Here is a 14,653-nt window from a genome sequence, read left to right on the forward strand (position 1 = left end):
TTCTTCAAACCTGTTAAACGCTTTTGCCGTAAAAAGTGCGGCTGTTTCTTTTAATCATATATTTGCGCAACTAAGGATGAAGTGTTGAAAAGGCGTCTGCTGATTACTGTAACTGCCACTCTTTGGGCATCGTTGGTTCAGGCCGGTGATATGCCGTTCCCTCTGACGCCACCGGCAATTGATGCTGCATCCTGGGTGCTAATGGATGCAACCACCGGCCAGGTATTGACCGCCGGAAATCCTGATGAGCGGCGTAATCCGGCCAGCCTGACCAAACTCATGACGGGCTATGTTGTTGACCGCGCTATCGATCAGAAAAAAATCACCCGCGACGATATAGTCACCGTGGGTAAAGATGCCTGGGCGGCAGGAAATCCGGTTTTCAAAGGTTCATCGCTGATGTTTCTTAAGCCCGGCGACAAGCTAAGCGTGCGCGATCTGAGCCGGGGCGTCATTATCGATTCAGGCAATGACGCCTGTGTTGCGCTGGCGGATTACGTTGCGGGCAGCGAAGCTAATTTCGTCAAGCTGATGAATCATTACGTTGAAAGCCTGGGCCTGACCAATACTCATTTTGAAACGGTACACGGTCTTGATGCGCCAGGGCAGTTCTCCAGCGCGTCAGATATGGCGAAACTGTCACGCGCCATAATCGATGGCGAACCCGATTTTTACGCTATGTACAAAGAGAAAACGCTGACCTGGAACGGCATCACGCAAAATAACCGCAACGGCCTGCTGTGGGATAACAATCTGCACGTTGATGGGCTGAAAACTGGCCATACCGCCACCGCTGGTTTTAATATCATTGCGTCAAATGTTGTGGGTCAACACCGCCTGATTGCCGTCGTGATGGGCGGTAAGAGTGCAAAGGGACGTGAAGAGCAGGCGCGTAAACTGCTGGTGTGGGGACAGAACACCTTTGATACCGTGCAACTCTTCCACGGTGGCAAAAAAATTGGCACTGAAAATGTCTGGTACGGCAATCCGCATCAGGTTGAGGTTGGCACCGCGAACGACGTTTATCTGTCACTGCCGCGCAGCGAAGTGCAAAACGTCAAAGCGAAATACGTTATCAACCGCAAATCGCTGGACGCACCGCTGAAAGCCAATGAAACCATTGGTGAGATTCAGGTGATGGATAAAGATAAGCAGCTGGCGAGTTATCCGCTGGTCATGCTACAGGCGGTAGACGAAGCGGGCATCATTACGCGCATCGAAGATTACATTAAGCAAAAGCTCTGATTCAGGTTTGTGGCCCTACGCAAAGTGCGCCCGGTGATGCTGTGTCAGAGTAGGACGCTTCATTGAGCCACAAACAGAGGAAGGGTGATGAAGGTAACCATCGTTGAACGCGAAGCTACGCCCTGGGTCGGATTTCATTTAATCGGGCCGTGGGATGAAACGGCGCCAGAAGGATTTGCCCGCCTGTCTGAATGGGTGACGCAGCACAATCTTACCGGCGAATGGATGGCGATCTATCACAGTAATCCCAATGACGCTGCTGCTTCACAGCGGGCCATTGATACCGTAATCAGCGTGAACGCTGACTATCAGCCTGCGGGTGAGGGTGCGCCGCAAAAAGGTGAGTTAGCGGGTGGCAAGTATGCTGTCGCACGGGTGGTGGTCGATGATGGCGATTTCGCTAAACCCTGGCTGACGCTGTTTCAGCAATGGTTACCTGGCAGCAGCTGGCAGGTAGATAAGCGTCCTTGTTTTGATCACTATCTCAACGATGGGGCACAAAGTGGCGTCTGGGATATCGATCTCTACATTCCGGTGAAAAAATAACAGGGCAGTGCGGTCGCTGCCCTGTCGTGATCAATGAAGGGGGCATATCCTGCGTCTTTGCCGCCCCCGCTGAGGTTGTCGGCAGTCAACCATCGCTTCAACAGTACGCGCTTCTTCTGCGTTGAAAAACAGCCAGCTGGCTCTTTTTTCATGTTGCTCTCTTTCTCTGTGTTAAATAAAAAGAACAATCTTAACAATAAGTTATATGTTTGTTTTATGGGTGGCCTCGCCATGTAAACTGTTTGTTGATAATTGTAAGGGAAGGTCAACACTGTCTTGAAATGGAAAAGCGTGATTAAGCCTTAGCAACGCGACGGGTTAAAATAGCGCACATAATGATCCTGCAACCGGAAAACCATCTTGCGTCCTGATAAACCAATATCGAAACTGGAGTTTTGGTTCTACCGCTATTACCGCAGCGTACATGGTGTACGCATTGCTATTGCCTTTTGCTGACCTTTTTGTTTGTGCGCATTACAGATATTCCCGAAGGAACATGGCCGCTTATCACGCTGGTGGTGGTGATGGGGCCTATCTCAACGTGGGGCAACGTCTTTCCGCGCGCAATACAGCGTATTAGCGGTACGCTGGCAGGATCGATTTCAGGTCTGATCGCGTTAAAGCTGGAGCTTATTTCGTTGCCGGTGATGCTGGCCTGGTGTGCGGTGGTGATGTTTGTCTGTGGTTTTCTTACTCTGGGTAAACATCCCTATATGGCGCTGCTGATTGGTATCACCCTTAGCGTGGTGGTGGGCGCACCGGCAGGCGACTTCACTATGGCGTTATGGCGCGGCGGCGATGTGATTCTGGGATCGCTGCTGGCGCTGCTGTTCAGTGCTATCTGGGCGCAGCGCGCCTATACCCACTGGCGTATTCAGCTGTCTGATTCGCTGGAAAAAATCGCCACGATTTATCATGCAGGTTTTTCGCATAACCTGGTGGAAAAGCCGCGTCTGGGTAAACCCTTAGGCAAATTGCTCACCAGCATCATCAAGATGCGTGCACTGCTGGAGCCGTCAAGTAAAGAGACACGTATTCCAAAATCGGTGTTTGAAGCGATTCAAACCATCAACCGTAATATGGTGTACACAGTTGAGATGCAAATTAATGCCTGGTGGGCATCTCGTGAAAGTCATCTGATCTTGCTCAATGCGCCAACCTTACGTCGCACCCAGCAGATGACCGAAAACACGCTACGCGCCCTCTCTACTCTGGCGGTACGCGGCGAAACCGAACAGGTGATCGCTACCAGTCATGAACTGGCTGAAATTACACGGGAATTGAAGCAGTTAATTGCCGACGCAGGCAGTGAAAGGTTAGAGGAGACGCCGATTTACGGTTACGTCTGGCTGAGCCTGGAGCTGGCGAAGCAGTTAGAGCGTATGTCTGATCTGCTGCGTATGGCGTTGCGCAAATAATCACCTCAGACAATGACTTAATGTGAAAACTGCTTTCTTTGCGCTAAGATAAGAGCCAGTCTGAATTTAGCTGTGAAAATTGCTTACAAGGCTGGCTAGCCGCTAAGCTGATCGTTTTGACTCTCTCCCTGCGACAGCAGGCTCAAAGAAGGTGCCATCATGGAAAATGCCAAGCAGTCATTTCAGGACGTACTGGAATTCGTGCGTATGTTCCGCCGCAAAAATAAACTGCAGCGTGAAATCACCGACAACGAAAAGAAAATTCGTGATAACCAGAAGCGTGTATTGCTGTTGGACAACCTGAGTGAATACATCAAACCCGGCATGAGCATTGAGGCGATTCAGGAAATCATCGCCAGCATGCGCGTTGACTATGAAGATCGTGTTGACGAGTACATCATCAAAAACGCCGACCTCTCTAAAGAGCGCCGCGAGCTGTCGAAAAAGCTCAAAAGCATGGGCGAAGTCAAGCCGCAGTAAGCACAGGGCTTGTGCTGGCTCCCCTCACTTTAGTTCTTCCTCATAAACAGAGGGCGCGCTGGGTGAGGGGGTCACAGGTTGTAAAGTGGTGCATTAATACGCAGAAGGCTTCATCAGTTGTCGCGCTATCTGCTGTAACTGCTGCGCCAGTTCAGGTAACGCTGAGCTTTCATCGCCAGGCGCCGCCGTGGTTTCCCGCACAATCAGTTTTGTCTCTAACGCTAAAGCAGGGGTTTCGCTGCCCGCTAAGCGTGACACTATCTGCTCAACGCTTGCTTCACCCAGCCGCTGCAAATCCTGCCTTACGGTGGTCAGTGGCGGCTGATACCAGGCACTTTCCGCTGTATCGTCATAACCCACTAACGACATCTCCGCAGGAATGCGCACGCCATACTGATGCAGCGCCCGCATTGCACCCAGCGCCATTTGATCATTCGCCACCAGCAGGGCTGAGGGCAAAGCGTCAGGGAGCTGATTCAGCATCGCCTGATACCCCGACCGGGCGCTCCAGTCCCCGCGCAGCAGGCAATAAGGGGTTAACTGACGCTCGGCCAGCGCCGCTAACCAGGCCGCTTCGCGCTGGCGGGCGGCGACTGAATCTACGGGGCCGTTTAACAAACCAATCTGCACGTGGCCCAGCGCAACCAGATGGTCAACGGCGGCGCGTGCACCCGCCTCATTAGGAAACTGACACTGTGCTACCGCAGCTCGTGGCTCGACATCTAAAAACAGCGTGGGTTTTTCCCCGCACAGCGCCTGAATCTGCTCCGCCCGTTCAGCCTGCAACGGCATATTGATCAGTAGCCCATCCACACGCTGCGCCAGCAGTTCATTAATTGTCGCTTCGACCGGCTGACCGCTGTTCATCGCGATCACCAGGTGATAGCCGGCGCTGGCGGCACGCTGCTGAATGGCTGCAGCGATTTGCGCCGGTGCCATTAATGACAGATTGCTGGTGGCGAGGCCGAGCGTACGTGTCGCTTTGCCTGCAAGCTGCTGGGCCACGCGATTCGGTACATAATTAAGCTGCTGCATTGCCGCTTCGACTTTTTCTCGGGTGCGCGCTGAAACCTGCTCAGAGCGATTAAGCACGCGCGAAACGGTCTGGTAAGAGACGCCGGCCAGTTGAGCGACGTCATCAAGGGTCACGGAGCGGGAAATCATGGTTCTCTCCTGAAGATAGAGCGGCGAGTGTAGCAAATTTTTCCCTGTCATCGTGCCTGGACAGGGGTAGACTGCGCGGTGAACAGGAGGAAAATATGCAACTCACTGACAACCACATCCAGGATATCAATCTTATCGCTGCCTGGCTGGCGCTGGATGAAATGCCACATGAAGGTGAAATCAGCGCAGAGCTGGCGATTCTGGCGGGACATTCCGTGTTGCCAAACATTGAAGGCGCGGTGGCGCTGGCTAAAAAATTCACGTTGCCTTTGTTAATCAGTGGCGGCATCGGTCACGCCACAGCCGTGCTGGCAGAAGCGATGGCGGCACATCCACTCTATCGACAAATCAATACCCAGGGATTAAGTGAAGCGCAGATGCTGGCTGAAATTGCCCGCACCTTTGCTGCATTGCCTGACGTGCAGCTGTTGCTGGAAGGGGCGTCGCGCAACTGCGGCGAAAACGCGGCGTTCAGCCAGCGTTTACTGGATAACCATAACCTGCAACCTCAGCAGATTATATTGATTCAGGATCCGTTAATGCAGCGCCGTACCGATGCGACGTTTCGCTGGCAATGGCGTAACCGCAGCGATGCGCCACGCTTCATCAACTGGCCGGTATTTACGCCACAACTGATCACCGACGCCGGAATGGTTCGCATTGTCGGTGCGCCACCGCAAGGGTTGTGGTCGCTGGAGCGTTTTCTTTCGCTATTGATGGGGAAGTACAGCGCCTGCGCAATGATGAGCAGGGCTACGGGCCAAAAGGCAAAGGATTTTTTGGTGAAGTCGAGATGCCGGATGAGATCGATCATGCGTGGCACAGACTAATGCGCTTACCCCATCTCCAGGCGCGCATTAGCCGTTAAGCATTAGCGTCCCTGCAAATAGACCTGCAGGTTAACGTTCACCGCATTCAGCAACGGCGCACTGATGCCGTTGCGCAGGGCGCGCAGCAGCAGATCACCTATCACCTGTCCGGCTTCGATGTCGTAGCCTTGCGTCAGATCGCGATACAGTGATGAGGTCATCGGCGTAGCGGGATTGTTCAGCGACTCATAGATTTTCGCAGTTATCGCCGGACGAGGCTGATAGCCGTCTGCACTGATAATTGTCAGGATTTCAGTGAAAATATCTTGCAGTAACGCTTCACCGCCCTGTGAATTCAACACCTGCTGCGTATTGCCACGGGCCAGGCAGCACACGGCACCGAGCGTGCTGAGCAGCAGCCACTTTTCCCACAGCTCGCTGATTATATCCTCGCTAAAAATGGTATCGACCCCGCTGCCACGCAACGCGGCATCGACACGCTGTAATCGTGCATCGTTTTCACCGTTCAGCGCCCCATAAAAAATCTGGTGCAGCGGCGTCATCTGCACCACTTCGCCCTCAGGGCCAAGCGTTGCATTGATCTTACACAAGCCGCCAATCACCTTGCCGTCACCAAAGCGACTGCGCAGGGTATCGATATGCCGCATGCCGTTGAGGATCGGCATGATTAAGGTGTCAGGACCGACCGCAGGCGTGATGTCATCCATCGCCTGATCGAGGCCAAAACTTTTCACCGTCAGAATAATCAGATCGTAATGGCTGTTCAGCGTTTGCGCCTGTACCAGCTGTGGCTGCAAGGTTTCGGTGCCTTGCGGCGTCTGCAAGATCAGTCCGGTCTCTTGCAGCTGTTGGTAACGGCGCTCACGCACCAGAAACGTAACGTCCTCTCCCGACTGGGCCAGACGCGCGCCAAAATATCCGCCGGTTGCACCGGCGCCGACTATCAAAATGCGCATGAAGTTTCCCTTTAGCTGAAATCGTTACCTTAAAGCGTGGCGACAGCGGTTTCCAGCCAGGAAATGCTTAATTATGCGTCATTGCCGTCAGCAGGCTCTCCAGTAAGCCAGGAAAACGCTGTTCCAGATCGTCACGACGTAAAGAAATCAGATTTTCCCTGCCGAGTGGGCGCTGCCAGATGACGCCGCTGTCACGCAGCACGCGCCAGTGATGGGTCATGGTAGATTTCGCGACTTCGCCGCGTAGCATGCCGCAAGACTGTTCTCCTTCTCGTGCCAGCGTTTGTACAATGTCCAGCCGCAGCGGATTACCTAAAGCAAACAAAATATTTTCGAGGCGGATCTGCTCCGCTTCGGGATGATTCGTAATCATGAATTTCCTGAGTGTGTGATTTACCTGACGCATTATAGCTCAAACTGTTCGTATTTATACGTACCATTGGTCTAAGCTTGCTGGCGCGGGTGAGCAATTGGTGCTCACCGCATTATCAGTCAAACTGACTAAGGACGCATCATGCCCCGAACCCTGCCTGTCGAACGTTACCGCAATATCGGCATCTCCGCGCACATCGATGCCGGTAAAACCACCACAACTGAGCGCATTTTGTTTTACACCGGAATGAGCCACAAGCTGGGAGAGGTGCATGATGGCGCAGCAACAACTGACTGGATGGCGCAGGAGCAGGAGCGTGGCATTACCATTACGTCTGCTGCGGTGAGCTGCTTCTGGCCGGGCATGGATAGCCGGTTCGAACCGCACCGTATCAACATCATTGATACTCCCGGTCACGTTGATTTCACCATTGAAGTGGAGCGTTCGATGCGGGTGCTGGACGGTGCGGTGATGGTTTATGACGCCGTGGGCGGCGTACAGCCACAATCGGAAACCGTCTGGCGACAGGCCAATAAATACCACGTTCCGCGTCTGGCTTTCGTCAATAAAATGGATCGTCAGGGCGCGGATTACTTCCGCGTGGTGCAGATGATGCAGGATCGGCTGAAAGCCCATCCGGTGCCGATTGTGATCCCCATTGGCAGCGAAGAGCATTTTGTCGGTGTTATCGACCTGAATAAAATGCAGGCGATTTACTGGGATGACGCCACGCAGGGGATGAGCTTCAGTTATAGCGATATCCCCGAGGCGCTGCGAGCAGAAGCGCAAATCTGGCGAGAGAAAATGGTCGCCGCCGCGGCAGAAGCCAACGAAACCCTGACCGAGGCCTGGCTGGAAAACGGCGATCTCACTGAAGCGCAGGTGACACAAGGGCTGCGTCTGAGAACCCTGGCGGGGGAGATCCAGCCGATGCTGTGCGGCAGCGCATTCAAAAACAAGGGCGTGCAACGCATGCTGGATGCCGTCATTGAACTGATGCCCTCGCCAGCAGATATTCCCTCTATACAAGGGATGGACGAAAAGGGTCATGTCGTCGAGCGACATGCAGATGATAACGAGCCATTTTCGGCGCTGGCGTTCAAACTCATGAGCGATCCGTTTGTCGGGCAACTGACGTTTGTACGGGTCTATTCCGGCGTGCTGCGCAAAGGCGACAGCGTATTTAACGCCGTGAAAGGCAGGAAAGAGCGCATCGGCCGTATCGTCCAGATGCATGCTAATGCCCGCCATGAAATTGATGAAATCCGCGCGGGTGATATCGCGGCCTGCGTGGGATTAAAAGAGGCCACAACCGGTGAAACGCTGTGCGATCCCAACGCGGTGATCACCCTTGAACGGATGGAATTTCCCGAGCCGGTTATTTCATTGTCGATTGAGCCAAAGACCAAAGGCGATCAGGAAAAAATGGGTTTCGCCTTACAGCGCCTGGCGGCAGAAGATCCGTCGTTTCATCTGCACACCGATGAAGAATCTGGCCAGGCAATCATCTCCGGCATGGGAGAACTGCATCTGGAGATTATCGTTGATCGCCTGAAACGCGAATTTGGCGTTGAGGCGAATATTGGCCGACCACAGGTTACCTACCGCGAAACGATACGCAAAGCGGTGCAGGATGTAGAAGGCAAGTTCGTACGTCAGTCGGGGGAAAAGGGCAGTACGGGCACGTAGTGCTGAGTCTGGCCCCGCGTGAACCCGGCAGCGGTTTTGCCTTTGAAGACGCCACCAAAGGCGGTGTGGTGCCGCGTGAATATATACCATCGGTGGAAAAAGGGATTCGTGAAGCACTCAATACCGGTGTGTTAGCGGGCTATCCGATTGTGGATATCAAAGCGACCCTGACGTTTGGCTCTTACCACGACGTTGACTCATCAGAAATGGCGTTCCGCATGGCGGGCATCCTGGGCTTTCGGGCCGCGGCGAAACTGGCCGATCCGGTGATCCTTGAACCGGTAATGAAAGTAGAAGTGGAAACCCCGGAAGAGTATGCGGGCGGTATCATGGGCGATCTCTCATCACGGCGCGGCGCAGTCCAGGGGATGGACGAGCATTTTGGTGGCCGCATCATTCGTGCCGAAGTGCCGCTGGCTGAAATGTTTGGCTACTCGACCAGCGTCCGCTCTCTGACGCAAGGCCGTGCAACGTATAGCATGGAGTTCAGCCACTATGCACAAGCGCCACGCCAGGTTGCTGATGAGATTATCGCTTCACGCAAATAAGGATGTCAGGGCAAGGACGCCAGCCAAAAGCTCTGTCGAAAAAGTCGAAAATGCGGTTGAAAGAAATTGACTATCAGTGGCGACCCGGCTGGCGTAACCTTTGCCCATCAAGTTAAAAGGGCGCAAACGGCCCGCACGGAGAAGCAACGCATGAAAAAGATTGGTTTTTTATCCTTTGGTCACTGGACGCCTTCTCAGCAGTCAGCGACGCGCTCGGCGCAGGATGTGCTGCTGCAATCCATTGATCTGGCGGTTGCCGCCGAAGAACTGGGGGCTGATGGGGCTTATTTTCGCGTACACCACTTTGCCCGCCAGCTCAGTTCACCGTTTCCGCTCCTGGCTGCGGTGGGCGCACGCACAAGCAAAATCGAAATCGGCACTGGCGTTATCGATATGCGCTACGAAAATCCGCTCTATATGGTGGAGGATGCTGGCGCTGCTGACCTGATTTCTGGTGGCCGCCTGCAACTGGGGATAAGTCGTGGCTCACCTGAGCAGGTGATTGATGGCTGGCGCTATTTTGGCTACGCGCCACAAGAGGGGGAATCTGACGCGGATATGGGACGTCGTCACACAGAAGTGTTCCTTGACGCGTTGCGTGGTGAAGGTTTTGCGAAGCCGAATCCACAGCCGATGTTTCCCAATCCGCCGGGTCTGCTGCGCCTGGAACCTTTCTCTGCGGGCTTACGTGAGCGTATCTGGTGGGGTTCCGGCTCCAACGCCACGGCAGAGTGGGCAGCGAAGATGGGGATGAATCTGCAAAGCTCAACCTTAAAAGATGACGAAACCGGTGAGCCGTTCCACATTCAGCAGGCGAAGCAGATCCGGGCTTACCGTGAAGCATGGAAAGCTGCCGGGCACACGCATGAGCCGCGCGTTTCTGTCAGTCGCAGCATCTTTGCGTTAGTTAATGATACGGACCGGGCTTACTTTGGCCGCAGCGGTCAGGAGCAGGATTCGGTAGGCTTCCTGGACGAAAAAACCCGCGCCATTTTTGGCCGAAGCTATGCGGCGGAGCCGGAAGCGTTAATTAAACAACTGGCGCAGGATGAAGCCATTGCGGAAGCAGATACACTGCTGCTCACCGTGCCAAACCAGCTCGGTGTGGCGTACAATGCGCACGTGATTGAATCGATCCTGAAATACGTCGCGCCAGAATTAGGCTGGCGTTAATAATGTGCTGCGGCCAGGCCGCAGCCCTTTCTGGCTCAACGTCTCGACACCATTTTTCAACACAACGAAAAAAGCCCGGTCTTTTGCAAAGACCGGGCTTTTCGAATTTGGCTCCTCTGACTGGACTCGAACCAGTGACATACGGATTAACAGTCCGCCGTTCTACCGACTGAACTACAGAGGAATCGTTGGAACGGGGCGCATATTAACGGCCTCACTTTGGCTTGTCAAAGCTCTTTTTCATAAAATCTTCTGACTGCTGAAATTTGCAGCAACCTTGCAGGAAAAGAGCCAGTTAAGCCGCGAGGGAAGGAGCCTGACTACCGGGTTTTACCTTGCAAAACGCTGACTAAATATCAGTTTATCAAGCCCGTCATCATAATAATCACGGATACATGCTTCCTGTCTAAAGCCTGCTGCCTCGTAAAGACGCCATGCCGGTTCATACAGTTTATCGCCAGCCGTTTCAATGATAGCCAGTCGGGCGCTATGTTCCTGAACTGCCTCGCCAAAACTGTCAAGCAACGCGCGACCAAAGCCGCGTTTTCTCGCTTCAGGCGCGACACCAATAAACAGCAAATTCATGATCCCCTGTGCCATCGGCTCCAGCATGAAAAAGGCGGCACCGACAATATCTGCCTCATCGCCAGGCCCGTTCAGCGCAACAATCAGCCCCGCTTCATTCGGCAAAGTCTCCTGCTGATGGAACAAGGAAGCCAGCAGATCGCGAAAATGGTCAAGCTCATCACTCATAAACATCGTTGTGCTGGCAGCAATAGCGATGATAGCCGGTAAATCTTGTGCTCTCGCTGAACGAATCACGTTATTTACTCCTGTAAAAGGTAATCAAATAGATTTAGCTATCCAGACAGGATAAAAGCGGGAAGGTCACCCGCGCCAGAAAGAAGAGAACGGTGAGGGATGAGCCAACAGAGGGTTGACCCTTTTTTCCACCGGAATTTTTCCAGGACATAATAGCTAACGCGCTCAAGTTCAGTTTGATCCAAATCGCGATTCCACGGTTTAGTCAGAACGAATATCCCCGCAGGCTTGCTGCAAGAATTAAAAGCGAAAGTAACATTGAAAGAACAACTAAATGGCTCACTTACATCATTCGTTTCAGGGATTAAACAATATAAAAGCCATTAATCCCCTTCGATTAAAATTAAATTTCATATAAAACCCTTACATCCGGCTTCGAATTATTGGAGTAAGTTTGGTCCGGTTAATGCGATGCCTGTTATTTATGAGGTGATTAAAACAAACAACAGGCTGGTTGCAAATGTTCAGATAATTAACTATCCGTACTTTTCTCCCACCACAGTTTATCCAGCGCGTAGTAACGATCGCGCTCGATCTCTGGCTGGTCTAAATCACGATCCCACGGTTTAGCCAAAATAAAGTGCAGGTTTTTCACTTTATCGCCTTGCCACAAACGGCTGTGCTGGAACGGCAGGGTTTTCAGCGCGTTGTAAATATAAGGTAGCGGCAGCCAGCGTCCGGCAAACACTTCATTGAGCAAATCCTGCTCAGAAAAAGGATAAGCACTCAAATCGTCAATCGCCGCAATACGCTGCGCCATGGCTTCAAACACCTCATTATCAGGTCTGAAGACCAGAAAACCACCGTTCAGATAATTATCAAGCATGGCGGGAGCCGGTTCGCCACGCTCCTGCCAGGTATAGTGACAAAACTCCGGCTGCCAGTTAGCCGGGTAGGTAGCAATACTATTCGGGTTGCAGCGGCAGGCGTGACACGCGGCCAGCAAATTATCGCCGAGATCCAGCGTAAACAGCTCGTCCATATTTTGCATTACCAGCATGTCGGCGTCTAAAAACACCACGCGCTCACATTCGGTCAGCTGCCAGGCACGGAGCTTGGTCCAGACTTCACTGAACTTGGCAGAAGCGTAATGATGGTCCAAATCGTCCCGTGGGGCGAGCGGCGTGACGTGATGAATGACGCAGCCCCGTGCCTGCAAATCTTCACGATCGGCCAGCGAAATGGCATCGGTAGTCATTACCACCAGCGGCCAGCGGGTTTTACTCTGCTTTAATGAGTGGTGAAGGGCTTTAACACCCACCAGATAGTCGGGTTGAGTCAACAACGTTACCCAGGCAAACATGATTTCCCCCGTTAAATTCAGTCAAAAAGTGTTGTGACATAATCGTTACTGAAGCGGCGCTGTGGATCGAGCTGGCTGCGCAATGCCCGGAAATCATCCCAGCGGGGATAAATTTCGCGCCACGTGTAACTTGTGTCGTCATAATATTTGCCCCAGTGCGGGCGTCCGCCTTCTTCTGCCAGCAGCTTTTCGACTTCGGTCAGAAAATGCAGGCCATCCTGTGACAGTGAGCCGTCATCGGCGTAATAAACCACAAAGCCAAAAAAGCAGGTGGGTTGTTCATACGCTGGGCTGAGCCAGGCTGATGATGCGCCCGTACAGCGCAGGATAATGGGGTAGTGCATATGCGGGCGGTTTTGCGCATACCAGCTTTTGATTTTGCGGATAATGGCTGGCGTGTTTGCCAGCGGTACGCCAATTTCTACGTTGATTTGCGGTACCGCAATGCCGCGACAAAAGAGCTGATAAATGTCGCCTGTCACGTCAGTAAAATCACGAAAGCGGGTCACGGTACGGAACTGTTTACCGCCTTTACCCTGAATCTGGGTATCGCGGTGCATGTGCGCCAGCGTTTGATCAATGGTGTCGTTCAGGCTGTCATCGCCCGTTTCGGCGTGCAGAAGTACCTGGCGGCCCTGCTGCTCATAACGTTGTCGATCGCTTTCACTCGCCTGGTGTGCGTTCCAGACATGCATCACATTATCATCAACGAACCACCAGGCTTTGCTTAATGGATAGCTTTCATTCCAGTGCAGCAAATCTTGCTCAAGCGTATCTGCCGATACGGCATATTTATGGCAGGTAAAGATGCGAAAGGGTTCGGTGTGTAACGTCACGGCAGTAACAATGCCCAACGCGCCCAGCGTCACTTGCGCAGCAGCAAAATCATTCTCCCCACGCACAAACTCGCGTAGCGATCCATCGGCAAGCACCATACGAATGCGCAACGCCTCATCTGCCAGCGAACTCTGCTGCAATCCCTGTCCGTGCGTGCCGGTGGTCATGGCACCTGCCAGCGTTTGCACCGCGATCACGCCGGGTGATGAACCCAACATACGGCCCATGCTGGTCAATATGCTGTAAACCCGGTGCAGCGGAGTACTGCCGCCAAACGTAACACTGTTTTCATCGCTGGTTAGCACCCCGGAGAGGGCACTGAGATCCAGCAGCAGATCATTTTCGCTGACGTGCAGCATTCTGCCTGGCGACAGTTTGCTGCCGATAACGCGTACCTGGTCCTGTGTCTGGCGTAGTAATTGTTGAAGATCCGCTTCGCTCGCCGGGCGTCGCACCTGATGACGGCTGCCGATCTGAGCATTTTGCGCCCAGTTCCAGACAGCATCATCATGCGGGTTGATATGGGGTTGGCGAAGCGGATAAAGGCGGGCGTCTCTGCTCACTACTGCGTTCCTGTTTTTATGGTTTGTTACGGGTTCGTCTATAAAGCGTAGACCATTAAAAACGCAGCCTGAGGTGGCTAATTGTGCTTGCGGATATAGCGTAGCGTTGCCGTTACCGCTAATTGCCGGTTGCGATGAATGCTTTCTTCCTCGCTGTTGTCCGGACTAAACAGCGCATTAAAGGTATAGCGGTTAGAGACGTGGTGAACACAAATACTGCTGATCAGGCGATGCACATCAATCGTCTCTACTTCATTGATAAACAGACCTTGCTGTTGTCCGCGCGTCAGAATGTCATCAAGAAGATCGAGCGCACTGCGGTTCAGCGCCTTGATGCGAACCGACTGACTAATGTAGCGGCCACGCAACAAGTTTTCACTGCACACCAGCCGCATGAAGTCAGGATGTGAAACGTGATAATCAAAGCTGGCTTCGACCAGTTTTGTCATCGCCGTTTCCGGATCCATCACCGTCAGATTCAGGCCCGTTTCGTGCTGACGAATGGACTGATAAACCTGTTCCAGCACTTCGATATAAAGCTGCTCTTTGCTGCCAAAGTGATACACCACCATGCGCTTCGTGGTTTGCGCGTTTTCCGCAATCTGCTCCATGCGCGCGCCTTGCATACCAAATTCAGCAAAGGTTTTTAACGCGCCAGCAATGATGCGTTTTTTTAGCCCTTCAGGGTCATTTTTTTCGTTTTGTG

General features: G+C 53.0%; 12 protein-coding genes, 1 tRNA gene and 2 pseudogenes. 7 read left to right on the forward strand and 8 right to left on the reverse strand.

The window, feature by feature from the left end; all coding sequences use genetic code 11:
- The first annotated feature begins 84 nt into the window (after positions 1-84).
- The 4 genes and pseudogenes from dacD to tmaR all read left to right on the forward strand — a co-directional run bounded on the left by dacD (position 85) and on the right by tmaR (position 3,689).
- Positions 85-1,245 (forward strand): serine-type D-Ala-D-Ala carboxypeptidase DacD, encoded by a 1,161-nt coding sequence (gene dacD, locus O3W44_RS19235; protein WP_269294304.1) that lies wholly within the window; start codon positions 85-87, stop codon positions 1,243-1,245.
- 87 nt (positions 1,246-1,332) lie between these two features.
- Entirely contained in the window at positions 1,333-1,791 is a 459-nt protein-coding gene (locus tag O3W44_RS19240; RefSeq protein ID WP_269294305.1) for a GyrI-like domain-containing protein, read from the forward strand.
- A gap of 360 nt (positions 1,792-2,151) precedes the next feature.
- Positions 2,152-3,209: pseudogene (locus tag O3W44_RS19245) on the forward strand (FUSC family protein).
- 159 nt (positions 3,210-3,368) lie between these two features.
- Positions 3,369-3,689, forward strand: a complete 321-nt coding sequence (gene tmaR / locus O3W44_RS19250; protein WP_269294306.1) for a PTS system regulator TmaR — start codon at positions 3,369-3,371, stop codon at positions 3,687-3,689.
- 93 nt (positions 3,690-3,782) lie between these two features.
- On the opposite strand, the gene O3W44_RS19255 is transcribed toward tmaR, so the two are convergent.
- Positions 3,783-4,853 carry a LacI family DNA-binding transcriptional regulator gene (locus O3W44_RS19255; protein WP_269294307.1) on the reverse strand — a complete coding sequence of 357 codons (1,071 nt, stop codon included), beginning with the start codon at positions 4,851-4,853 and terminating at the stop codon, positions 3,783-3,785.
- Between the two features lie 95 nt (positions 4,854-4,948).
- Between O3W44_RS19255 and O3W44_RS19260 the strand changes: the two genes are divergently transcribed.
- Complete coding sequence (locus tag O3W44_RS19260; RefSeq protein ID WP_269294308.1) at positions 4,949-5,683, forward strand: YdcF family protein; 735 nt, start codon at positions 4,949-4,951, stop codon at positions 5,681-5,683.
- Between the two features lie 41 nt (positions 5,684-5,724).
- On the opposite strand, the gene O3W44_RS19265 is transcribed toward O3W44_RS19260, so the two are convergent.
- Positions 5,725-6,639, reverse strand: coding sequence for a ketopantoate reductase family protein (locus O3W44_RS19265; RefSeq protein WP_269294309.1), 915 nt, complete (start codon positions 6,637-6,639; stop codon positions 5,725-5,727).
- Between the two features lie 67 nt (positions 6,640-6,706).
- Positions 6,707-7,012 carry an ArsR/SmtB family transcription factor gene (locus O3W44_RS19270; protein ID WP_269294310.1) on the reverse strand — a complete coding sequence of 102 codons (306 nt, stop codon included), beginning with the start codon at positions 7,010-7,012 and terminating at the stop codon, positions 6,707-6,709.
- Between the two features lie 141 nt (positions 7,013-7,153).
- On the opposite strand from O3W44_RS19270, the pseudogene fusA reads away from it, so the two are divergent.
- Together fusA and O3W44_RS19280 are read left to right on the forward strand one after the other, a co-directional pair.
- Positions 7,154-9,249: pseudogene (gene fusA / locus O3W44_RS19275) on the forward strand (elongation factor G).
- A 150-nt stretch (positions 9,250-9,399) separates the two neighbouring features.
- Positions 9,400-10,422, forward strand: a complete 1,023-nt coding sequence (locus O3W44_RS19280) for an LLM class flavin-dependent oxidoreductase (RefSeq protein WP_269294312.1) — start codon at positions 9,400-9,402, stop codon at positions 10,420-10,422.
- A gap of 108 nt (positions 10,423-10,530) precedes the next feature.
- On the opposite strand, the gene O3W44_RS19285 is transcribed toward O3W44_RS19280, so the two are convergent.
- The 5 genes from O3W44_RS19285 to O3W44_RS19305 all read right to left on the reverse strand — a co-directional run bounded on the left by O3W44_RS19285 (position 10,531) and on the right by O3W44_RS19305 (position 14,558).
- A tRNA-Asn gene (locus tag O3W44_RS19285) sits at positions 10,531-10,606 on the reverse strand.
- 146 nt (positions 10,607-10,752) lie between these two features.
- The gene (locus O3W44_RS19290; protein WP_269294313.1) at positions 10,753-11,244 is read right to left on the reverse strand and encodes a GNAT family N-acetyltransferase; all 492 of its coding nucleotides are present in this window, start codon (positions 11,242-11,244) and stop codon (positions 10,753-10,755) included.
- Positions 11,245-11,716: 472 nt separating this feature from the next.
- Positions 11,717-12,547: a glycosyltransferase family 8 protein gene (locus tag O3W44_RS19295; protein WP_269294314.1), complete on the reverse strand. Its 831-nt coding sequence runs from the start codon at positions 12,545-12,547 to the stop codon at positions 11,717-11,719.
- 17 nt (positions 12,548-12,564) lie between these two features.
- Complete coding sequence (locus O3W44_RS19300) at positions 12,565-13,947, reverse strand: D-arabinono-1,4-lactone oxidase (RefSeq protein WP_269294315.1); 1,383 nt, start codon at positions 13,945-13,947, stop codon at positions 12,565-12,567.
- A 77-nt stretch (positions 13,948-14,024) separates the two neighbouring features.
- Entirely contained in the window at positions 14,025-14,558 is a 534-nt protein-coding gene (locus tag O3W44_RS19305) for a TetR family transcriptional regulator (RefSeq protein ID WP_269294316.1), read from the reverse strand.
- Positions 14,559-14,653: the final 95 nt, after the last annotated feature.

The organism is Pantoea sp. LMR881 (assembly GCF_027157825.1).
Lineage (GTDB): Bacteria > Pseudomonadota > Gammaproteobacteria > Enterobacterales > Enterobacteriaceae > Pantoea > Pantoea haifensis.

What these genes read in the sequence shown, in the direction of transcription:
- O3W44_RS19240 (WP_269294305.1), top strand. Translation starts at nt 1,333, where the DNA reads ATGAAGGTAACCATCGTTGAACGCGAAGCTACGCCCTGGGTCGGATTT.
- tmaR (WP_269294306.1), top strand. Translation starts at nt 3,369, where the DNA reads ATGGAAAATGCCAAGCAGTCATTTCAGGACGTACTGGAATTCGTGCGT.
- O3W44_RS19255 (WP_269294307.1), bottom strand. Translation starts at nt 4,853, where the DNA reads ATGATTTCCCGCTCCGTGACCCTTGATGACGTCGCTCAACTGGCCGGC.
- O3W44_RS19260 (WP_269294308.1), top strand. Translation starts at nt 4,949, where the DNA reads ATGCAACTCACTGACAACCACATCCAGGATATCAATCTTATCGCTGCC.
- O3W44_RS19265 (WP_269294309.1), bottom strand. Translation starts at nt 6,639, where the DNA reads ATGCGCATTTTGATAGTCGGCGCCGGTGCAACCGGCGGATATTTTGGC.
- O3W44_RS19270 (WP_269294310.1), bottom strand. Translation starts at nt 7,012, where the DNA reads ATGATTACGAATCATCCCGAAGCGGAGCAGATCCGCCTCGAAAATATT.
- O3W44_RS19280 (WP_269294312.1), top strand. Translation starts at nt 9,400, where the DNA reads ATGAAAAAGATTGGTTTTTTATCCTTTGGTCACTGGACGCCTTCTCAG.
- O3W44_RS19295 (WP_269294314.1), bottom strand. Translation starts at nt 12,547, where the DNA reads ATGTTTGCCTGGGTAACGTTGTTGACTCAACCCGACTATCTGGTGGGT.
- O3W44_RS19305 (WP_269294316.1), bottom strand. Translation starts at nt 14,558, where the DNA reads ATGGAGCAGATTGCGGAAAACGCGCAAACCACGAAGCGCATGGTGGTG.